The sequence below is a fragment of the Dermacoccus sp. MPR-E5 genome, from assembly GCF_058809565.1.
Genome location: NZ_JBXASS010000004.1, coordinates 71,648 through 91,548, shown reverse-complemented (window position 1 = coordinate 91,548; position 19,901 = coordinate 71,648). Strand labels below are relative to the sequence as shown.

Sequence of the window (19,901 nt, the reverse complement as noted above, 5' to 3'; positions counted from 1 at the left end):
CGCCACCTTATCCGCCCGTGGACAGCTCGCGCTCGTCCATGCGGGCGAGACGCCACACGGCGAGCGCGCCGGCCCACGTCAGCACGAAGAGCGCGACGATGACGTACCCGACCGAGTCGAGCGGGATCGAACCCAGCCAGGCGACCGGGCCGCTCGTGATGTTCCACTTGTCGCTCACGACGCCGGCCAGTTCGATCGTGCCGATGACGAGGGCGACGAACACCGACAGGCCCGTCACGGTCGCGTTGTAGTAGAGCCGTCGCAGCGGTTTGGCGAAGGCCCATTCGTAGGCGCGGGACATGAAGATGCCGTCGATCGAGTCGAGCAGGCTCATGCCGGCGGCGAAGATGATCGGCAGGGTGAGGATCGCGTACCACGGCAGCGCGAAGGCCGCCGCCCCGCTCGCGAGGACGAGCAGCGAGATCTCGGTGGCCGTGTCGAAGCCGAGGCCGAACAGGAACCCTGTCGGGTACATCTGCACCGGCTTCGTGATCGACTTCGTCGCGCCCCGCAGGATGCGGGCGAAGAATCCGCGGCCATCGAGATGCCCCTCGAGCGCTTGCTCGTCGAGGCGGCCTTCACGCGCCCCGCGCCAGACGCGCACGATGCCGATGAGACTCATGAGGTTGAGGATGCCGATGACCCACAGGAAGACGCCGGAGACCGTCGGGCCGAAGACGCCGAGCCACTGGTGCAGCGTCGAGTCGTCGTCCTTCACCGGCCCGGCGATGGCCTTGATCCCGAGCGCGAGCAGCAGACACATCGTGAACACGACGCTCGAGTGGCCGAGGGAGAACCAGAAACCGACCGACACGGGCTTGTTCTCGCGACGGTCGGTGAGCAGCTTGCGCGTCGTGTTGTCGATGGCCGCGATGTGGTCGGCGTCGAAGGCGTGACGCATGCCGAGGGTATAGGCGGTGAGGCCGAGGCCGATGCCGAACAGCTGCTTGTGCCCGTCCGAGGTGATCTGCAGGTTCTGCGGTTCGACGACGAACGCGAGCACCCCCCACCCCACGACGTGCAGCAGCGCGACGAAACCCGCCATGCCGAGGATCGAGCGCTTCTCGTGGGCGTTGAACCCGTGCCACCAGCCGGTCAGACGGCTCATCGCCCATCCTTCGTCTCGTCGTGCGTTGCAGCGTCACCTTACCGCCCGGTGCGACAGCTTCGCACCTGGGTGAGCGTGGCGTGCGTCGCGGGCGCCGCGGGTGGTGACCGCGGCGCGTGCTGCCTGCAGGCTCAGGCCGGGAAGGTGACGCGCGACTTCGCGGTGGCGGCTCGCTCGTCGAGGATCGCGGCGAGACGCCCGTCGGGCGCGATCGCCGCGACCGTCTCCTCCCCGCGGTGCGCCGAGGCGATCCGCTGGCCGTACCCGAGGGCGCGTTCTTCCTCGACATCGAGATCGTGGACGACGAAGGAATCCGCCGCGGCCTGCGCCATCGGGATGACGCGCGGGACGCCGCCGTCCCCGGCCTGCTCGGCGATCGTCTCCAGCGTCGCCGCATCCTCGAGGGTGAACGCGCCGACGCGGGTGCGCCGCAGCGCTGTGAGGTGCCCGCCGACGCCGAGCGCGGCGCCGAGATCGCGCGCGAGGGCGCGCACGTAGGTACCGGAGGTCACCTCGACGACGACGTCGAGGTCGACCACGGGCATGCCGTCGTCCGTGCTCGCCTCACGCACGTCGAGCACCTCGAAGCGGCTGACGGTGACGGAACGCGCGGCGAGGGCGACGTCCTCTCCCCCACGCACGCGGGCGTAGGAGCGCTTACCGTCGACCTTGATCGCGCTGACGCTGCTCGGCACCTGCTCGATGTCGCCGCTGAGCGAGGCGACGGCCGCCGCGAGGGCCTCGTCGCTCAGCTCCGCGCGCGTCAACGGCGTCGAGGCCGTGACGCCGCCCTCCGCGTCGTCGGTGATCGTCGTCTGGCCGAGGCGAATCGTCGCGGTGTACTCCTTGTCGCACCCGACGAGGAACGTCAGCAGCTTCGTCGCCTTGTTGACGCCGAGCACGAGCACGCCCGTCGCCATCGGGTCGAGTGTGCCGGCGTGGCCGACGCGGCGCGTGTTCGCGAGGCGCCGCATGCGGCCGACGACGTCGTGCGAGGTCCATCCGGCGGGCTTGTCGACGAGGACGAGCCCGTCGGGCGTCTGCGGACGCGCCTCGCGGCGAGGGCGCTGCTCGGCAGCGGACTCGCTCACGCCTCGTCGGCGGGTTCGGCCGGCTTCTTGTACGGGTCCGCCTCGCCCGCGTAGGCGGCGGTAGAGCGGTTACGGGCCAGTTCCTCGTCGCGGGCGCGCGTCTGGGCGAGCACGTCCTCGAGGTGTGCGGCGCCCTCGGGGATCGCGTCGGCGATGAACTCGAGCGTCGGCGTGAGACGGATGCCGAGGCCCTTGCCGACGTGGCTGCGGATGCGGCCCTTGTTGTCGGCGAGCGCTTCGGCCGTCGCGGCGCGCTCCTCGTCGCTGCCGAAGACGGTGTAGAACACGGACGCGTTCTGCAGGTCGCCGGTGACGCGCACGTCGGTGATCGTGAGGAAGCCGACGCGCTCGTCCTTGAGACGGAACTCGACGTACTCGGCGACGAGGGACTTGATGCGGTCGGCGACCTTGCGGGCGCGGGCCTGGTCGGCCATGGATGCCTCCTGATGCTGAAGTGAACTGCCCCAACCCTAGGCGATGGGCGCAGGCGGCGGCTCGACGACGCAGCCGGGCGCGGCCGTTACCGATCAGGGTGTCCCGTATGTACCGCTCAGCCCTTGCGCGCGACGACGATGTCGCGATCGATCGAGGCGTCGACGCGGTGACGGAAGGCGTCCGCGGCGACGTGCCCCTGCGTCGGGCCGTCCACGCCGTGGCCGTGCACGACGGTGAAGCCGTGAGCCTCGAGCGCTTCTGCCATCGCCTCGGGCCCGGCGACGTGACGGTTGTACGCGAGGCCGATCGTGCCGCCGGTGCGCAGCGCGTCGTGCCAGCCGGGCAGCGCGCGATCGAGCAGGCGCAACGGTGAACGGGCGAGCCGCTCGCCATTGCTACCGTGGCTGCCGTGCTGCACGCCGTAGGGCAGGTCGGTGACGACGACGTCGACGCTCGCGCGGCGCATGACGTCCGGCAGCTTGGTGGTGTCCATCGACAGGTACGTCACCTGCTGGGTGCGCCCCGCCTTCCAGTCCTCCTTGCTGGGAGCCGTCTCTAGCTCGAGGGCGCGGCCGTACGTGCGGCCGCTGCGACGGATCTGTGTCGCGTCGATCTCGTGCTTGAGGCGGTGCGTGCGCAGCCACGTCGTGATGAACGCCTGGTACTGCTCGAAGTCGCCCTTGTCGACCTCGACGCCGGTGACGTCGAGGCCGCGCAGCAGACACGTGTTGAGCGTCGTGCCGCGCCCGCACATGGGGTCGAGGACGTGCAGCGTGCCGTCGAGCAGCTGTGCGGGACGCTTGCTCAGCGCCGCGGTGACGTTGAGCAGCAGGTGCGTGAACTGCTCGTTCGTCTTGCCCTGGTACTTCTGGATCGTGACGACGTCATCGGTGTAGAGCCTGCGTCGCTCCAGCGGGGTCGGGCGCAGCAGCCCGTCGCGCGCGCCGAAGAGCGCGAACGCGCCGCTGGCCTCGGAGACGACGCGGTCGAGCCGGTCGTCGTCACCGGCGACGGCGAGGTAGTCGACCCCTGCCACGGTGACGGGCTCGACGCTCGCCTCGATGCCGAGCGCACCCGCGAGCAGCGTGATCTCCGCAGCGTTGAGGCGCGCCGCGTCCCCCGCGTACACGCGGTTCGACGACGGCGCGAGCAGCAGCAGGCGCCCGTCCGGCGCCACGTCGGGCGGGGTCGAGACATCGGGGTTCAGCACGGGAGCGTCAAGAGTCACGGGCCCCATTCTGCCCGATCTGCCGCGCACGGCCGATGCCGCATGGCGCCGCGCAGCGCCGTGGCCCGGTGCCACGGCTGACTCACGCCATACACGACGGCGACCCCGCCCGAACCCCGGTGTGCGGGGTTCGAGCGGGGTCGCATCCGACCATGTGTCCGAGGCGATGAGGTCATCGCCTCGGACACGGCGAGGCGTCAGGCTCGGGGGATCTCCACCATCTCGTACGTGGTGATGAGGTCGCCCGTCTGGACGTCGTTGTGCGAACCGAGGTTGATACCGCACTCGAAGCCCTCGCGGACCTCGGTGACGTCGTCCTTGAAGCGTCGCAGACCGGCGATCTCGAGGCCTTCGACGATGACGACACCGTCGCGCGTGATGCGCGCCTTGGCGCCACGCTTGATCTCGCCGCTCCTGACCATCGATCCGGCGATGTTGCCGAACTTGGACGAGCGGAAGATCTCGCGGATCTCGGCGGAGCCCGTCTCGCGCTCCTCGTACTCCGGCTTGAGCATGCCCTTGAGGGCGAGCTCGATCTCCTCGATCGCCTGGTAGATGACCGAGTAGTAACGGATCTCGACGCCTTCCTTCTCGGCGTACTCCGCGTTCTGGCCCTCGGCGCGAACGTTGAAGCCGACGATGATGGCGTCTGAGGCGACGGCGAGGTTGATGTTGTTCATCGTGATCGCGCCGACACCACGGTCGATGATCCGCAGGTCGACGTCGTCGCCCACGTCGATCTGCAGCAACGCGTCCTCGAGGGCTTCGACCGAACCCGACACGTCACCCTTGAGGATGAGGTTGAGGGTCTCGACCTTGCCCGCCGCGAGGTGCTCGTTGAGGTCCTCGAGGCTGATGCGCTTGCGCGCCTTGGCCAGCGAGGCCTGACGGTCGGCCGCTTCACGCTTCTCGGCGATCTGACGGGCCGTGCGGTCGTCCGGAGCGACGATGAACGTGTCACCGGCGCGCGGCACCGAGGCAAGACCGGTGACGAGCACCGGGCGGCTCGGGCCCGCTTCGGCGACGTTCTGGCCGTGCTCGTCGAGCATGGCGCGAACGCGTCCGTAGGCCTGACCCGTGACGATGGCGTCACCGACGCGCAACGTACCGGACTGCACGAGAACCGTCGCGACGGCACCGCGACCACGGTCGAGGTTGGCCTCGATCGCGACACCACGGGCGTCCTTGTTCGGGTTCGCACGCAGGTCGAGCGCCGCGTCGGCGGTGAGCAGCACGGCCTCGAGCAGCGAGTCGATGTTCTGACCCTGGCGGGCCGAGACGTCGACGAACATCGTGTCGCCGCCGTACTCCTCGGCGATGAGGTTGTACTCGGTGAGCTGCTGACGCACCTTCGCCGGGTTCGCGCCGTCGACGTCGATCTTGTTGACCGCGACGACGATCGGCACGTTCGCCGCCTGGGCGTGGTTGAGCGCCTCGATCGTCTGCGGCATCACGCCGTCATCGGCGGCGACCACGAGGATCGCGATGTCGGTGACCTTCGCACCGCGGGCACGCATGGCGGTGAACGCCTCGTGACCCGGGGTGTCGATGAACGTGATCGGACGGTCGACGCCCTCGTGCTCCTTGTGGACCTGGTAGGCACCGATGTGCTGGGTGATGCCGCCGGCCTCGCCCTGCGCCACGTCCGCGTTGCGGATCGCGTCGAGCAGGCGCGTCTTTCCGTGGTCGACGTGACCCATGACGGTGACGACCGGCGGACGCTGCTCGAGCACGTCGTCGCTCTCGCCCTCGGCCTCGGCGTCGAGGTCGATGTTGAACTGGCCGAAGAGCTCGCGCTCCTCCTCCTCCGGGGAGACGACACGGATGTCGTAGCCGAGCTCGGCGCCGAGCAGCTGGAACGTGTCCTCGTCCAGCGACTGCGTCGCCGTCGCCATCTCACCGAGGTGGAACAGCACGGTGACGAGCGATGCGGGGTTCGCGTCGATCTTGTCGGCGAAGTCCGTCAGCGACGCACCGCGACGCACCTGGATGATCGTCGAACCGTTGCCGCGAGGAACGCTCACGCCACCGATCGACGGCGCCTGCATCTGCTCGAACTCTTGACGCTTCGCGCGCTTGCTCTTGCGGCCGCGCACCTTGCTGCCACCGCGACCGAACGCACCCTGGGTGCCGCCGCGGCCACCGGGGCCACGACCGCCGCCACCGGGACGACCGGCGAAACCGCCGCCGCCGGGACGACCACCCGCACCGGGACGACCGCCACCGCCACCACGGGCGGGACGCTCACCGGGACGCGGCACGGCCGCCTGCGACGGCATCATGCCCGGGTTGGGGCGCGGACCACCGGGACGGGGGCCACCGGCACCGGCGGAACCGCCGGGACGCGGACCTGCCGCACCCGCGGGACGGGGGCCACCGGAGCCTGCGGGGCCACGGTTGCCGCCGGGACGCGGCATGCCCTGGCTCGGCGCGAACGGATTGTTGCCGGGGCGTGCGCCGCTCTCGCGACGCTCACCGCCGTCACGGCGCTCGGTGCGCTCGCCGCCACGACGCTCGCCACCACGGCCCATGCCCTGGTTGGAGCTGAACGGGTTGTTGCCCGGACGCGGTGCGCCGGGGCGCGGGCCGGGACGGTTGCCGGAACGCTCGGGGCGCTCCGAACGCTCGCCACGCGACGGACCCGACGTGCTCGCCGGCTTCGCGGCTGGCCCGGGCTTGGGGCCGGGGCGCGCAGCAGCGGGCTTCGGTGCCGACGGTGCGGCCGCAGCGGGCTTGGGCGCGGACGGCGTCGCCGCGGCGGGTGCTGCCGGGGCAGCGTCCGACTCGGTCTTGGCCGCAGGCTTCGGGGTGGCGCTCTCGGCCGGCTTCGACGGCGCCGCGGGTGCGGCATCGGCCGGGGCAGCCTTGGGAGCAGGCGCCTTCGGGCCCGGCTTGGGGGCGCCGGGCTTGGCGGACGAACCGCCGGCCGGCTTCGGGGAGCTCGACGGCACGTCGGCGGCGTCGCCACCGGCCTTCGTCGGCTTCGGGGGGTTCTCCTTGATCTTGCGCACGACGGGCGCTTCGATCGTCGAACTGGCGGACTTCACGAACTCGCCCTGCGCCTTGAGGTGCGCGAGCAGTTCCTTGCTCTCGACTCCGAGCTCCTTGGCGAGCTCGTGGACTCGAACCTTGGCCACGTTTCTCCTGTCAGATGGTGACGGGCGGCCAAGGCTTCGAGCAATTGCTTGCCCGGAGGATCAGCCGACCGCCGAGGGGTAGGTGTTCATCGGTGAGAACTCATCGGTTGCTCATCGCGTCAAACCCGCTTTCGGTCATGGTGTGTTCGCCGTCGGGCGACGGCAGGCGGGCGATCTCGGCCGCCACGTGTTCCTGCAGCGTCGCGGTGTGGACCGCGGTGTGCAGACGAAGTGCTCGTGCCCATGCCCGACGCTTGGTGGCCTGTTCGAGGCACGTCGTGTCGGCGTGGAGCCAGGCTCCTCGACCGGGCATCGCCTTGCGCGAGTCGAGCACCAGGGTGGCGCCGTCCTCGCTCACTGCGATGCGCAGCAAAACGGAACGGCCGCCCTTGCCCCGGCACCCGATGCAGGTTCGCTGCGGTTCTGCGGGCCGGGAGAGCTCGACGTTCGGGATCGGCACGTTCACACGCACCCCACCTTCACATCTGTCACCGTTCAAGACCTACCCTACCCCCGCACAGCTCCGCGACGAAATGCGCGCACCCCGGCCACGCTCGATGGCCGGGGTGCGCGCGAGACGTCTGAGGGCGCGCGCTCAACGGGCCGACTCGTCGTCACGCCCGCCGTCGGCGAGCGCGGTGTCGGGCCGGATGTCGATGCGCCACCCCGTCAGCTTCGCCGCGAGACGGGCGTTCTGGCCCTCCTTGCCGATGGCGAGGCTGAGCTGGAAGTCGGGCACGACGACGCGGGCGGCTCGGGCCTTCGGGTCGACGACCTCGACCGACTCGACGCGCGAGGGCGACAGCGCCGCGGCGATGAACTCATCGGGCTGGCGCGAGTAGTCGACGATGTCGATCTTCTCGCCCTGCAGCTCGCTCATGACGGCGCGCACGCGCTGACCCATCGGGCCGATACAGGCGCCCTTGGCGTTGATGCCGGGCTTCGTGGCGTGCACCGCGATCTTGGTGCGGTGACCCGCCTCGCGCGCGAGCGCGGCGATCTCGACGCTACCGTCGGCGATCTCGGGCACCTCCATCGCGAACAGCTTGCGCACGAGGTTGGGGTGGGTGCGCGACAGCGAGATCTGCGGGCCCTTCGGGCCGCGGCGCACGGACACGACGTAGCAGCGCAGACGCTCGCCGTGACGGTAGGTCTCCCCTGGCACCTGCTCCGCAGTCGGCAGGATGCCCTCCACGGTGCCGAAGTCGACCTTGACGAACCGCGAGTCGAGGCTCTGCTGGATCGTGCCGGAGACGATGTCGCCTTCCTTGCCGATGAAGTCACCGAGGATGGCCTCGTCCTCGACGTCACGCATGCGCTGCATGATGACCTGACGGGCCGTACCCGCGGCGACGCGCCCGAAGTTCTTGGGGGTGTCGTCGAACTCGGGGCCGGGCTCGCTCCAGGTGCCGTCCTCCTGCTTCTCGCCGTCCTCGCGCGCCCACACGACGACATGACCCGTGCGGCGGTCGAGCTCGACGCGCGCCCGGCGGTAGGAGCCCTCCTCCTTCTGGTACGCGAGCAGCAGCGCCTGCTCGATGGCGGGGACGATGACGTCCATCGGAATCTCGCGCTCCCGCTCCAGGGCGCGCAGTGCAGCCATGTCGATGTCCATCAGACGTCCTCTCCCACGGCGTCGGCGTCGTCGCCGCGCGTGAATTCCACCTGCACCTTGGCGCCGGTGATCGATGTGTAATTGAGTCGGGCGGGCTCGGCGTCAACGGCCGCCCCCGCCTTCTTGCCGCCCTGCTCGGGCGTCACCTGCACCGTCTGGGCGTCGGCGCGGGTGATGCGACCGGCGACCTTCGACTCGTCGTCGAGGGTGACGGTGACGAGGCGGCCGACGTTGCGCGCGAAGTGGCGCGGCAGCGTCAGCGGACGGTCGGTGCCGGGTGAGCTGACCTCGAGGACGTAGGGCTGTTCGCCCATGACGTCGCTCGCCTCGAGTTCTGCGTCGATGACGCGCGTGGCGTCCGTGACCTCGTCGAGCGTGACGGGCTCGATCGATTCCTCGACCGCCGTCTCGAGGGCGACGTCGCGGTCGACGAGCACGCGCACGAGGCGGCGCTTGCCGGCAGGCACGACGGTGACGTCCTCGACGAGGAGACCCAGTGGTTCGAGCTTCGGCAGAATCGTGTCGATGATCGTCTGTTCCGAGTTGCTCACTCGCGCCTCCTGGAGTTGTCGCCGTGCCGTGCACCCGTCGCCCGCGGCACGAGCCGTGAGGTGACGAATGCGCAGGCGTCGTGCCTGCGCATCGCCCCTGAGTCTATCGTGACGCGCGAGGAGCCGTCGTCGCCCGAGACCGGAGCGTCCCGGCTCGCCGCAGGTCAGCCCTACGACGGCGCGAGGCCCCGACGGTGCAGCATGCGCCGCTCGATCGGGGCGAAGAGCAGCACCTCCACGGCCAACCCGACGACGAGCACGAGAACGATCGCGGCCATCACGGCTGGCATGTCCGAGTTCGCCTGCCCCTGGTTGAGCATCGAACCGAGACCGAATCCGAGCTTGGGCGACTGCACGATGAGCTCGGCGGCCATGAGGGAACGCCAGGCGAACGCCCAGCCCTGCTTGATGCCGCCGAGATAGGTCGGCATGGCCGCCGGCAGGAGGACGTGACGCACGAGTTGCGTGCGACTCGCTCCGAGGGCCCGGCCGGCTCGTTCGAACAGAGGCGGGACCTGATCCAACCCGCCGATCAATCCCATGGCGATCGAGGGCACTGCGGACAGCAGGATCACGGCGTACATCGTCGTGTCGCTGAGGTAGAACATCATGACGGCGAAGGGCACCCACGCGACCGACGGCAGGGACTGCATCGCTGCGAGCAGCGGTCGGAAGGCGCGCCGCGCCAGTCTCGCGCGGCCGACGACGAGCCCGAGTGTCGTGCCGAGCACGAGAGAGAGCGCGAAGCCCACCGCGCCGCGTCGCAGGCTGACCCAGATCGCGTCGAGCGCCTCCCCCGAGGTGAGGGAGGTCCACAGGGCCCGAGCGATGTCGGTGACCGGAGGGAGCACCCAGGCCGGTTTGACGTGTGCCCACACGAGAACCTGCCAGGCGAGGACCACGATCGCGAGCGCACCCAGCGGCGCTAGCACGGACAGCGGGTCGACGCGGCGTCGGCGCTGCGCCTGAGCCTGTTCGAGCGCGTCTAGTCCGGAGGTGACGTCGTCGTCACTGATCATCGATCTCGTGGGGCCGGGCGAGCGGTGCCGTCGGGCACTGGCCTCGAACGGATCCTCCTCGCGCATGTCGAACTCAGGCGTGGGCATGACGACTGATCTCCTCTCGCAGGCGCGAGGTGATCTCGCGGGACAGCTCACCGACGCCTGCGTCCTCGATGGCACGCGGCTGTGGCAGGTCGACGTCCCACGTCTGGCTGACGCGTCCCGGGCGCGAAGAGAGCAGGACGACACGTTGGCCGAGACGCACTGCTTCACGCACGTTGTGGGTGACGAAGATGACGGCCATGCCGTCGCGATGCCACACGTCGCTAAGTTCCCCGTGGAGCAGGTCGCGCGTCATGGCGTCGAGGGCGGCGAATGGTTCGTCCATGAGCAGCAGGCGCGCGTTCTGGGCGAGTGCGCGCGCGAGGGCGACGCGTTGGCGTTGGCCTCCGGACAGTTCGTGGGGTCGTCGATCCACTGCGCCGTCGAGCCGCACCGTCGCGAGCAGCTCCTGCGCCCGCTGGCGGCGTTCGGCGGAGGGCACGCCCCTGAATCGCAGGGGAGCCTCGACGTTCTCGCCGACGCTCAGCCACGGGAAGAGCGCGGAATCCTGAAACATCAGCGCCGGTTGAGGGCCGTCGACGTGCACGTCGCCCGCGCTGGCGGGTTCGAGCCCGGCGATGATCGACAGCAGGGTCGACTTGCCGCAGCCGGAGGCGCCGAGAACGCTGACGAACTCCCCCTGTTCGACCCTCAGGTCGAGCCCGCCGATCGCCTCGACGGCGTCGTCGCCCTGGCCGAAGACCTTGTGCAGACCGCGGATGTCGACGGCGGCCGGCTGTGCCGTCGAGCGTGCGTCGCTCGGCGGGGCGATCGGGTGTCGCTCGCCTGCCGTGGTGGTGTCGAACGTCATGTCAGCCCTTTCTGTGCACGCCGAGACCGGCGTCGGTGATCGCAGGCAGGGCGCGTGCAGCAAGGACCTGCCGGAGCGGGTCGAGGTCCGCCAACCCGCGCAGGTCGGGACGGACGTCGATGCCGCCCGTTCGCCACGTGTGTTCGGCGACCTGCGCGATGTTTGCCATCAACGGATCCCAGGAGAACTGCACGTTGTCCATGGCCCGCTCGGCGACCGATCGCTTCAACTTCTTGCCGCTGAGCTTGCCGATCTCGGCGTTGAGCAGCACACTCGCGGCGCCCCGATGGCTGTTGATCCATTCCACGGTCTCGACGTGGGCCGCCAGGAGCTGCTCCACCTGAGCAGGCGCGCGTTCGAGGTACTCCTGGGTGACGAGCAGGCACGTCGTCACGAATCGGTGGTCGGGCCACTGGGTGCGCTCGTCGACGAGCACGTGCGCGCCGGCTTCGACGACGAGGCGAGAGACCCATGGCTCGGCCTGGTAGCTGGCGTCGAGGCGCCCCTGGCGGAACTGATCGAGAGTCTGTGAGTTGGCCATCCACACGGTCTCCACCTCGTCCGCTCCCGGCCCCGTCGTCAGGTGGTGCTCGGCGAGCAGTGTCTTGAGGGCTACGTCCTGGGTGCCGCCGATCTGCGGCGTGGAGACGCTGCACCCACGCAGATCGTCGATCTTCTTCACTCCGGGACGAGCAACGAGCGCAGCGCCGTTCTCCGCTGCTCCGGCGAGGAGGCGCACTCCGGCGCCCTTCGTCCGCACCCACGCCGTGATCGCCGGGTTCGGGCCGAGGTAGGCGACGTCGATCGCGCCGGCGAGCATGGCCTGGACGGCGGCGGGCCCGTTGTCGAAGACCTGCCGCTCGATGGCCGTGCCGCCCAGGTGGCGCGCGAACGTTCCGCGGGCCATGCCTGCGAGGGCCACGCCGTGGGTCAGGTTCGAGAAGTGCCCCAATCGCAGGCGATGCGGGCTCGCCTCAGCCGCCCCGCACCCCGACAGGGCCGGTGTCATGAAGGGGGTGGCGAGGCCGGCGCCGAGGAGCGTCCGGCGCCCGATCTGGGGTGATCGGGCCCGGGATCGGTGTACGGCATCGACAGGTGCGTGATCGTCGCGCATGTCAGCCAGCCAGCCAATCCTCTTCGGATTCGAGCTGCGCGGCGTCGTCGTCCGCACCCGAACCGAGCCCCGCACCCGACATGCCGGCTCCGAGCGTGGCGCCGCTCGCGGGATCGATGACGAGGAACGCGCCGGTCGCCCGGTGGCTGTCGTACGGGTCGAGCACCACGGGCTCGGCCAGACGCAGACGGACTCGTCCGATCGTGTTGAGCGTCATCACTGCTTCAGGGCCGGCTACGTGCCACGTGCTCGTCTCGACGTCCCACAGATGTGTGATGTCGTCGACGACCGCGCGCACCACCTTGGTGCCCGCCTTGACGAGGACGCGCTGACGGACACGCCCGTCCGCGGCCGCGAGCCACGCGAGCACTCCGCTCACCTCGGAGTCGGCAACCGGTTGATCGGGGTCGGCCACGAGCGACAGGACCTCACCACGAGCGACGTCAAGTTCGTCGCCCAGACGCACCGTCACTGACTCGCCCGCTACGGCCACCTCACGCGAGCCCACCGGAGTGTCGATCGCGACGACCCGGCTCGTCAGGCCCGAGGACACCGCGCGCACACGGTCACCGACGTGCAGGACGCCGGAGGCGATGCGGCCGGCGAGACCGCGATAATCCGGATGCTCGGCGGTGCGAGGCCGGATGACGAGCTGGACCGGCATGCGGAACGACTCGGCCCGCAGGTCATCGCGGACGGGTAGCGACTCGAGCAGGTCGAGCAGCGGCGGGTGGTCGTACCCGTCGGGGGCCGGAGCGACGACCCCCTCGCCCGTCAGCGCAGATAGCGCGACGACGCGGGGATCGCTGAGGCCCACCCTGTCGGCCAGGTCGATCGCCTGGGTCCGGACCTCGTCGAACCGCGAGCGCGACCACTCGAGGGCATCCATCTTGTTGACGGCGAAGATGACGTGCGGAACACGCAGCAGCGCCATCAACGCGGCGTGACGACGCGTCTGGTCGCTGACCCCGTGTCGCGCGTCCACGAGGACGACGGCTGCGTCAGCGGTGGAGGCGCCGGTGACCATGTTGCGCGTGTACTGCACGTGCCCCGGGGTGTCGGCGAGGACGAAGGTGCGCCGGGGCGTGGAGAAGTACCGGTACGCCACGTCGATCGTGATGCCCTGTTCGCGCTCGGCGCGCAGCCCGTCCGTCAGGAGAGCAAGGTCGACCTGCTCGGCGCCGCGTGACGTGCTCGCGGCGACCATCGAGTCGTAGGTGTCGGCGAGGATGTTCTTCGTGTCGTGCAGCAGACGACCCACGAGGGTCGACTTGCCGTCGTCGACGCTGCCCGCCACGACGAGGCGGAGCTGGGAACCGGGCGAGGCGGTCGGTGCGTGCTCGGTGGACGAACGTGGTGCGTCGGCGGCACGGGTGGTCGTGGTCGTCATCTCTAGAAGTAGCCCTCTCGCTTGCGATCTTCCATAGCGGCCTCGGAGAGGCGGTCGTCGGCGCGGGTGGCTCCGCGCTCGGTGAGATGGCTCGCGGCGATCTCGGCGATGATGTCGGCGGTCGTGCGGGCCTCGGACTCGACGGCGCCCGTGCAGGAGCCGTCACCGACGGTGCGGTAGCGCACCGAGCGGGTGACGAGGGGTTCGTCGTCGCGCGGCCCGAACCAGGGCCCCGGCGTCAGCCACATGCCGTCACGCAGGAAGACCTGGCGCTCGTGCGCGTGGTAGATCGGCGGCAGCGCGACGTCCTCGGCCTCGATGTAGCGCCAGACGTCCAGTTCGGTCCAGTTGCTCAGCGGGAACACACGCGTGTTCTCGCCGGGGGCGTGACGGCCGTTGTAGAGGTTCCACAGCTCCGGACGCTGCCCGCGCGGGTCCCACCCTCCCATGGCGCTGCGCACCGAGAAGATGCGCTCCTTCGCGCGCGCCCGATCCTCGTCCCGGCGCGCCCCGCCGAGGAGGGCGTCGAAGCGTTCTGCCTCGATCGTGTCGACGAGGGGCACCGTCTGCAGGGGGTTGCGGGTGCCGTCGGGGCGTTCCTGCAGGCGGCCGTCGGCGATCCAGTCCTCGACCGCCGCGACGTGGAGGCGCAGGCCATGACGGGCGACGACCTCGTCCCGGAACGCGATGACCTCAGGCAGGTTGTGGCCGGTGTCGACGTGCAGCAGCGTCAGCGGCAACGGCGCGGGGGCGAGCGCCTTGAGTGCGACGTGCAGCAGCACTGCGGAGTCCTTGCCGCCGCTGAACAGCAGCGCAGGGCGTTCGAACTCGGCGATGACCTCGCGGATGATCTCGATGGCCTCGGCCTCGAGTGCCCGCAACGTCGACAGCTCGCCGGCGGGGTTCGTGGAGACGTCCGGTGGCGTCATCGTCTCGGTCATGCGGGTGTCCTCTCCTCGTCGATGAGACGCAGGATCTCGGCGAGGGATTCCTCGATCGAGCGGCCCTGGGTCTCGAGACGCAATTCGGGGTTGGTCGGAACCTCGTAGGGGTCGTCGAGGCCTGTCATTCCGGTGAATTCGCCGGCCTCGGCCCGGGCGTACAGGCCCTTGACGTCGCGTCGCGCGCACTCCTCGAGCGACGTTGCGACGAAGACCTCGAGGTAGCGACTACCGCTGCGCTCGTGGCGTGCGCGGTTCTCGGCGCGTGCATCGGCGTACGGGGCGATGACCGGCACGATCGCCCACACACCGTTGCGGGCGAGCAGGTCGGCGACGAAACCGACGCGCGTCACGTGGGTGTTCCGGTCCGCCCGGGAGAACCCGAGGCCGGCGCTGAGGGAGGTGCGCAGTTCGTCGCCGTCGAGCAGTTCGACGCGTTCGCCCCGCTCGCGCAGGGTGGCGACGAGGCGCTCGGCGAGCGTCGACTTGCCCGCTCCGGACAGGCCCGTGAGCCACACGGTCGCGGCGCTCATGTGTTGATCCCGCATTCGACCTTGTCGCGGCCCGCCCAGCGTCCGGCGCGCGCGTCCTCGCCCGGCGCCACCCGGCGGGTGCACGTGGCGCACCCGATCGAGGGGTAGCCCTGGGTGAGCAGCGGGTTCGTGACGATGGCGTGCTCGGCGATGTAGGCCTCGACGTCGGCGTCGCTCCACGCGACGATCGGCGCGACCTTGATGCGTTCGCGGCGCTCGTCGAAGCTGACGACCGGTGTGTCGCGCCGCGTGATCGCCTCGCTGCGACGCGCACCGGTGGCCCAGGCCTCGTAGCCGTCGAGGGCCTCGTCGAGCGGGTGGGTCTTGCGCAGCGCGCAGCACAGATCGGGGTCGCGTTCGAAGAGGTTCGCGCCGTACGTCGCATCCTGCTCCGCCACGCTCTGGGACGGTTCGAGGGTGCGCAGCGCGACGTCGTACGTCGAGGCGACCGCGTCGCGGGTCTGCAGCGTCTCTTCGAAGTGGTACCCGGTGTCGAGGAAGAGCACGTCGACGCCGGGCAGGCTGCGGGACGCGAGATGCGTCAGCACGGCGTCCTGCATGGAGGTGGCCACGGCGAAGCGTTCCCCGAACTCCGCGGCCGCCCAATCGAGCACGGCATCTGCCGGTGCACCGTCGAGCTCGCCGGCGGCCCGAATGGCGATCCGACGCAGCTCGTCGGGCTCGCGCACGACCTGCGTCATCGCAGCTCCTCCTCGTCGGCGCGGCGGGCCCAGTCGCCGAAGCTCTCGCCGCTCTCGCGTGCGGCGACGTACCGCGTCACGACGCGTTCGACGTAGTCGCCCAGCTCGCTCGCGGCGACCTTGTGGGCGCGCAGCTTGCGCCCGACGACGAGGTCCTCGCCCAGGCCACCACCGAGGTGGACCTGGTAGCCGGGCACCTGGTCACCGGCCGCGTCGGTGATGATCTGGCCCTTGAGACCGATGTCCGCCACCTGGATGCGGGCGCAACTGTTCGGGCAACCGTTGAGATGGATCGCGATGGGGTGCTCGAGCTGGTCGTCGAGGTGGCCGAGACGCTCCTCGAGCTCGGCGACGAGGTCGTGGGCTCGCTGCTTCGTCTCGACGATGGCAAGCTTGCAGAACTCCAGGCCCGTGCACGCCATCGTCGCGCGGCGCCACGGCGACGGACGCCCGTCGAAGCCAAGCGGCCGCATCGTCTCGAGCAGCGGCTCGACGGCGTCGTCGGGCACGTCGAGGACGACGAGCTTCTGGTAGGCGGTCAGGCGCAGCCGGTCGCTGCCGGCGGCCTCCATCGCGTCGGCGACGCCCGCGAGCGCCGCGCCGCTCGTGCGCCCTGCGATCGGCGCGAACCCGACGAGGTTGCGTCCGTCCTTCTGACGATGCACACCGACGTGGTCGATCGTGTGCTTCGGCGTGGGCGCGGCGGGCCCGTCGAGCAGGGGGCGCCCGAGGTATTCGCGCTCCAGCACCTCACGCGTCTTGTCGGCGCCCCAGTCCTCGACGAGGTACTTGAGACGCGCGCGGTTGCGCAGCCGGCGGTAGCCGTGGTCGCGGAACAGCTTGACGGTCGCGAGCCAGACCTCGGGCACCTCTTCGAGCGGCACCCAGGCACCGAGGCGCAGCGCGAAGAACGCCTTCGTCGACAGCCCTCCCCCGATCTGCAGATCGAAGCCGGGGCCGTGGTCGGGGTGGACGACGCCGACGAAGCTGATGTCGTTGATCTCAGGGGCGGCGTCGGGCAGCCACGCGATCGACGACTTGAACTTGCGCGGCAGGTTCGCGAGATCCGGGTCGCCCACGTAGTTGGCCTTGATGAAGTCGATCGCGGGGGTCGCGTCGATCACCTCGTCGGGGTGCACGCCGGCCACCGGCGAACCGAGCGTGGTGCGCGTGCAGTCACCGCAGGCCTCGAGCGTGTCGAGACCGACGGCCTCGAGACGGCGCCAGATCTCCGGCACGTCCTCGATCGCGATCCAGTGGTACTGGATGTTGTTGCGGTCGGTGATGTCGGCCGTACCACGTGCGAAATCGGTGGAGATGCTCGCGAGCACCCGCAGCTGCTCGCGGGAGAGCTGCCCGCCGTCGATGCGCACGCGCATCATGAAGTACTCGTCGTCGAGCTCCTCGGGCGCCAGCGTCGCCGTCTTGCCGCCGTCGATGCCCTGCTTGCGCTGGGTGTACAGGCCCATCCAGCGCATGCGGCCGCGCAGGTCAGTGCCCGAGATGCTGTCGAAGCCCTCGCGGGCGTACTGCTCGAGGATGCGGGCGCGCACGTTGAGGGGCGCGTCCTCGGCCTTGAAGACCTCGTTCGGGTTGAGCGGGTCGAACTCGCCCTTGGCCCACTGCCCCTCGGGCTTGGCCGTGCGCTGCGTGGCGCGGGGACGTTCACTCGTCGTCGTCATCGTCCGCTCCTTCGTCGTTTCTCTCGGGCTCGAAGTACATAACCTTGTCTTCGGTTCAGCAAAACTGCAAATGATGGATAACGGGGTGTTCATCCTGTGGGAAGGCGCGGTGAGCCTGACGCGCCCACGGTGCGCCTGGCGTCACCGCCCGCCGGAACGCGCGGCCAGTGCGTGCGAGACTGTGCCCATGCCCGATGCTCGTCTCACCCGCCGCACCGCGCTCGCCGCCGTCGTCCTCACCACCACGAGCGCATGCAGGCTGCGCGTGGAGAAGGACGCGCCCCTGCCGGGGCCGACGGCGGCACCGGCGCCCGATTCGGGCCCCCTCGAGGCTGTGCGTCGTCACCTCGTGGTCGCGATGAGCGCGGCGAGCCAGGAGACGAACCACCGCCGGGAGGCCGCCGACGCGCAGGGCGCCCACGTCGCCGAACTCAAACGACTCGACGCGACGCTGCGCGGCATCGGCGCGACGTCGCTGCCCAGCGTCAGCGCCACTGCGGCGCCCAGCGTGTCGGCGTCAGCGTCTGCGTCGCCATGGGCGTCGGCGTCCGGAAAGAGCTCCCGCGCGAGCGCCCCGGCGTCGTCGCCCTCGGCGAGCAGCAGCCCCGCCGCGACGGCGTGGACCCGCGCCGAGAGCGACTGGGTCTCCCCCGCGCTGTGCGCGAGCCTGCAGAAGGTTTCGGCGACATCGAGGCCTCTCGCCCTGTCGATCGCCGCGCGCGGGCTCAGCTCGCTGCCGGGTGGCGTCTCCGTGCCGTGGTCCGCGACGGCGTCGGTGCCCTCGTCGTCGGCGCTGCTCGAGGCGAACGCGGTGACGATCCACGCGCTCGAGTGGTGGGCAGCGCGCACCGATCCCGACGATCGCGGCGACGTCCCCGACCTGCTCGACGACCTCTACGCCGTGCGCTCGCTCGCGGAATCGTCGGCGTCATCGGGGTCGCCGTCGTCGTCATCGTCTGCTTCCGCGAGCCCCGCTGCGCCCGCGCGCCGCTACGACTCGCTCGCCGCGGCCCGCGCCGATGCGGGCAAGGCGGCCGCGGCTCTGATGTCGGCGTGCGCCGTCGCGGCGACGGGCACGCGCAGCGCCGATGATGTCAACGGGCTGCTGCTCGCGTGGTCTAGCGCGGCCCGCACGGTGCGCTTCGGTGGGGGCAGCGTCTCGCCGTTCCCGGGCCTCGCGACCTGAGCACGCCCGCCGGGAATAAACTCGTCCGCATGCGTATTCGGGGACGCGCGGCCGCCGCCGCACCACTGATCTCGCTGCTCGCTCTCACGGCCTGTTCGGGCAGCTCGCACGACACGGGCGGCGCTTCGAGCTCCGGGGCGTCATCGAAGGCCGGCGCGTCGAGCAGTTCCGGTGGGAGTGCGAGTCCCTCGGCCAGCTCTTCGGTCGCTCCCCCGGAGCCGGTCAAGAACAAGCCGGGCAGCATCACGATCGGCGCGTCGGGCGACCTCATCGTCCACCCGTCGGTCACGCAGATGGCCCGTCGTGCCGCAGGCGGCACGGGGTACCGCTTCGACCAGTTCTTCGGCCAGATCTCCCCCGTCACGCAGGCGGGCGATCTACGCATCTGCCAGATGGAGAACCCGCTGTCGCGTGACGACACGAACCTGGCGCGCGAGCTGAGCTTCAACGCGCCCCACGAGTTCGCGACGACGGTGAAGTCCATTGGGTTCGACGGGTGTTCGACGGCCAACAACCACGCCTACGACCGCGGCCTCTCCGGGCTGGCGAGCACGCGCAGCGTCATGGCCGCGAACGGTCTGCAGGCGGCCGGCCCGGCCGCGTCTGCCGGCGAGAAGGGCCAGCCCGTGTTCTACGAGGCCAAGGGGTTCAAGGTCGCGCAACTGTCGTACAGCTACACGCTCGACAACCGCATCAACGGCGACCAGACGGGCACTCCCAAGGACGCGCCCTGGGTCGCGGACAACCTGTACGCGGTGCGCACCCCGGAAGGCATCGAGGCCGATGCCGCCGAAGCACGCAAGCAGGGCGCCGACATCGTCGTCGTGTCGATGCACTGGGGACGTGAGTACAAGCCGGTCTCGGCGGAGCAGAAGAAGTACGCGGACGCGTTGCTGCGCTCCGGGCAGGTCGAGTGGATCATCGGCAACCATCCGCACATCGTGCAGCCGTGCCAGAAGATCGACGGACGATACGTCTCCTACGCCCTCGGCAACCTGTTCTCCGGCCAGCAGGCCGCATATCTGCCGGGCACGGCGGACGGCGCGTACGCGAGCGTCACCTTCACGCGCGACGCGGGCGGCAAGATCAGCCAATCTATGACGTACCAGCCCACCTATCAGGACCAGAAGACGCGCGTCGTCGAGCTGGCCACCCCGTCGCAGAACCCAGCATCCTACGCCAAGACGACCGCGACGATGGGTGCGTTCGGCTGCGACGCCAAGCCGGCGTCCTGACGGGTGACGGCACCCGCCGCCGTCGCCGGACGCTCGAGCC

At 70.3% G+C, this 19,901-nt stretch carries 18 protein-coding genes; 2 read left to right on the top strand and 16 right to left on the bottom strand.

Annotation, left to right across the window (positions count from 1 at the left end):
* Window positions 1–7: 7 nt before the first annotated feature.
* The 16 genes from nicT to AC1RS9_RS03980 all read right to left on the bottom strand — a co-directional run bounded on the left by nicT (window position 8) and on the right by AC1RS9_RS03980 (window position 17,440).
* Window positions 8–1,108, bottom strand: a complete 1,101-nt coding sequence (nicT, locus tag AC1RS9_RS04055) for a Nickel transporter NicT (protein ID WP_006943463.1) — start codon at window positions 1,106–1,108, stop codon at window positions 8–10.
* Between the two features lie 131 nt (window positions 1,109–1,239).
* Window positions 1,240–2,199: a tRNA pseudouridine(55) synthase TruB gene (truB, locus tag AC1RS9_RS04050; RefSeq protein WP_241724703.1), complete on the bottom strand. Its 960-nt coding sequence runs from the start codon at window positions 2,197–2,199 to the stop codon at window positions 1,240–1,242.
* Entirely contained in the window at window positions 2,196–2,633 is a 438-nt protein-coding gene (gene rbfA, locus AC1RS9_RS04045; RefSeq protein ID WP_006943469.1) for a 30S ribosome-binding factor RbfA, read from the bottom strand. The genes truB and rbfA overlap by 4 nt, the downstream gene beginning before the upstream one ends.
* A 116-nt stretch (window positions 2,634–2,749) precedes the next feature.
* Window positions 2,750–3,862: a TRM11 family SAM-dependent methyltransferase gene (locus AC1RS9_RS04040; RefSeq protein WP_286697191.1), complete on the bottom strand. Its 1,113-nt coding sequence runs from the start codon at window positions 3,860–3,862 to the stop codon at window positions 2,750–2,752.
* 197 nt (window positions 3,863–4,059) lie between these two features.
* On the bottom strand, window positions 4,060–6,999 hold the full coding sequence (gene infB, locus AC1RS9_RS04035; protein ID WP_062257567.1) for a translation initiation factor IF-2: 2,940 nt from the start codon (window positions 6,997–6,999) through the stop codon (window positions 4,060–4,062).
* A 100-nt stretch (window positions 7,000–7,099) separates the two neighbouring features.
* Window positions 7,100–7,465, bottom strand: coding sequence for a YlxR family protein (locus AC1RS9_RS04030; protein ID WP_050786491.1), 366 nt, complete (start codon window positions 7,463–7,465; stop codon window positions 7,100–7,102).
* A 129-nt stretch (window positions 7,466–7,594) separates the two neighbouring features.
* Complete coding sequence (nusA, locus tag AC1RS9_RS04025) at window positions 7,595–8,614, bottom strand: transcription termination factor NusA (protein WP_006944857.1); 1,020 nt, start codon at window positions 8,612–8,614, stop codon at window positions 7,595–7,597.
* On the bottom strand, window positions 8,614–9,165 hold the full coding sequence (rimP, locus tag AC1RS9_RS04020; protein WP_062257565.1) for a ribosome maturation factor RimP: 552 nt from the start codon (window positions 9,163–9,165) through the stop codon (window positions 8,614–8,616). The genes nusA and rimP overlap by 1 nt, the downstream gene beginning before the upstream one ends.
* A gap of 170 nt (window positions 9,166–9,335) precedes the next feature.
* On the bottom strand, window positions 9,336–10,271 hold the full coding sequence (locus AC1RS9_RS04015; RefSeq protein WP_083607188.1) for an ABC transporter permease: 936 nt from the start codon (window positions 10,269–10,271) through the stop codon (window positions 9,336–9,338).
* Complete coding sequence (locus AC1RS9_RS04010) at window positions 10,258–11,079, bottom strand: ABC transporter ATP-binding protein (RefSeq protein ID WP_006944904.1); 822 nt, start codon at window positions 11,077–11,079, stop codon at window positions 10,258–10,260. The genes AC1RS9_RS04015 and AC1RS9_RS04010 overlap by 14 nt, the downstream gene beginning before the upstream one ends.
* Before the next feature lies 1 nt (window position 11,080).
* Complete coding sequence (locus AC1RS9_RS04005; RefSeq protein WP_231729591.1) at window positions 11,081–12,088, bottom strand: ABC transporter substrate-binding protein; 1,008 nt, start codon at window positions 12,086–12,088, stop codon at window positions 11,081–11,083.
* Window positions 12,089–12,194: 106 nt separating this feature from the next.
* Window positions 12,195–13,583: a sulfate adenylyltransferase subunit 1 gene (locus AC1RS9_RS04000; protein ID WP_062258543.1), complete on the bottom strand. Its 1,389-nt coding sequence runs from the start codon at window positions 13,581–13,583 to the stop codon at window positions 12,195–12,197.
* A gap of 2 nt (window positions 13,584–13,585) precedes the next feature.
* Window positions 13,586–14,524 carry a sulfate adenylyltransferase subunit CysD gene (gene cysD / locus AC1RS9_RS03995; RefSeq protein WP_006944913.1) on the bottom strand — a complete coding sequence of 313 codons (939 nt, stop codon included), beginning with the start codon at window positions 14,522–14,524 and terminating at the stop codon, window positions 13,586–13,588.
* On the bottom strand, window positions 14,521–15,057 hold the full coding sequence (cysC, locus tag AC1RS9_RS03990; protein ID WP_050786489.1) for an adenylyl-sulfate kinase: 537 nt from the start codon (window positions 15,055–15,057) through the stop codon (window positions 14,521–14,523). Before cysC ends, cysD begins: the two co-directional genes overlap by 4 nt.
* Window positions 15,054–15,758: a phosphoadenylyl-sulfate reductase gene (locus tag AC1RS9_RS03985; protein ID WP_492920580.1), complete on the bottom strand. Its 705-nt coding sequence runs from the start codon at window positions 15,756–15,758 to the stop codon at window positions 15,054–15,056. Before AC1RS9_RS03985 ends, cysC begins: the two co-directional genes overlap by 4 nt.
* The gene (locus AC1RS9_RS03980; RefSeq protein WP_492920579.1) at window positions 15,755–17,440 is read right to left on the bottom strand and encodes a nitrite/sulfite reductase; all 1,686 of its coding nucleotides are present in this window, start codon (window positions 17,438–17,440) and stop codon (window positions 15,755–15,757) included. The genes AC1RS9_RS03985 and AC1RS9_RS03980 overlap by 4 nt, the downstream gene beginning before the upstream one ends.
* Before the next feature lie 187 nt (window positions 17,441–17,627).
* Between AC1RS9_RS03980 and AC1RS9_RS03975 the strand changes: the two genes are divergently transcribed.
* A complete protein-coding gene (locus AC1RS9_RS03975) occupies window positions 17,628–18,626 on the top strand; it encodes a hypothetical protein (RefSeq protein WP_492920578.1) in 999 nt (332 codons plus the stop codon).
* A gap of 29 nt (window positions 18,627–18,655) precedes the next feature.
* Window positions 18,656–19,861: a CapA family protein gene (locus AC1RS9_RS03970; protein WP_492920577.1), complete on the top strand. Its 1,206-nt coding sequence runs from the start codon at window positions 18,656–18,658 to the stop codon at window positions 19,859–19,861.
* Window positions 19,862–19,901 lie beyond the last annotated feature (40 nt).

Coding starts and splice junctions, on each gene's coding strand:
- nicT (WP_006943463.1), bottom strand. CDS start 1,108: ATGAGCCGTCTGACCGGCTGGTGGCACGGGTTCAACGCCCACGAGAAG.
- rbfA (WP_006943469.1), bottom strand. CDS start 2,633: ATGGCCGACCAGGCCCGCGCCCGCAAGGTCGCCGACCGCATCAAGTCC.
- nusA (WP_006944857.1), bottom strand. CDS start 8,614: ATGGACATCGACATGGCTGCACTGCGCGCCCTGGAGCGGGAGCGCGAG.
- AC1RS9_RS04015 (WP_083607188.1), bottom strand. CDS start 10,271: ATGCCCACGCCTGAGTTCGACATGCGCGAGGAGGATCCGTTCGAGGCC.
- AC1RS9_RS04010 (WP_006944904.1), bottom strand. CDS start 11,079: ATGACGTTCGACACCACCACGGCAGGCGAGCGACACCCGATCGCCCCG.
- AC1RS9_RS04005 (WP_231729591.1), bottom strand. CDS start 12,088: ATGACACCGGCCCTGTCGGGGTGCGGGGCGGCTGAGGCGAGCCCGCAT.
- AC1RS9_RS04000 (WP_062258543.1), bottom strand. CDS start 13,583: ATGACGACCACGACCACCCGTGCCGCCGACGCACCACGTTCGTCCACC.
- cysD (WP_006944913.1), bottom strand. CDS start 14,524: ATGACCGAGACGATGACGCCACCGGACGTCTCCACGAACCCCGCCGGC.
- cysC (WP_050786489.1), bottom strand. CDS start 15,057: ATGAGCGCCGCGACCGTGTGGCTCACGGGCCTGTCCGGAGCGGGCAAG.
- AC1RS9_RS03985 (WP_492920580.1), bottom strand. CDS start 15,758: ATGACGCAGGTCGTGCGCGAGCCCGACGAGCTGCGTCGGATCGCCATT.
- AC1RS9_RS03980 (WP_492920579.1), bottom strand. CDS start 17,440: ATGACGACGACGAGTGAACGTCCCCGCGCCACGCAGCGCACGGCCAAG.
- AC1RS9_RS03975 (WP_492920578.1), top strand. CDS start 17,628: ATGCCCGATGCTCGTCTCACCCGCCGCACCGCGCTCGCCGCCGTCGTC.
- AC1RS9_RS03970 (WP_492920577.1), top strand. CDS start 18,656: ATGCGTATTCGGGGACGCGCGGCCGCCGCCGCACCACTGATCTCGCTG.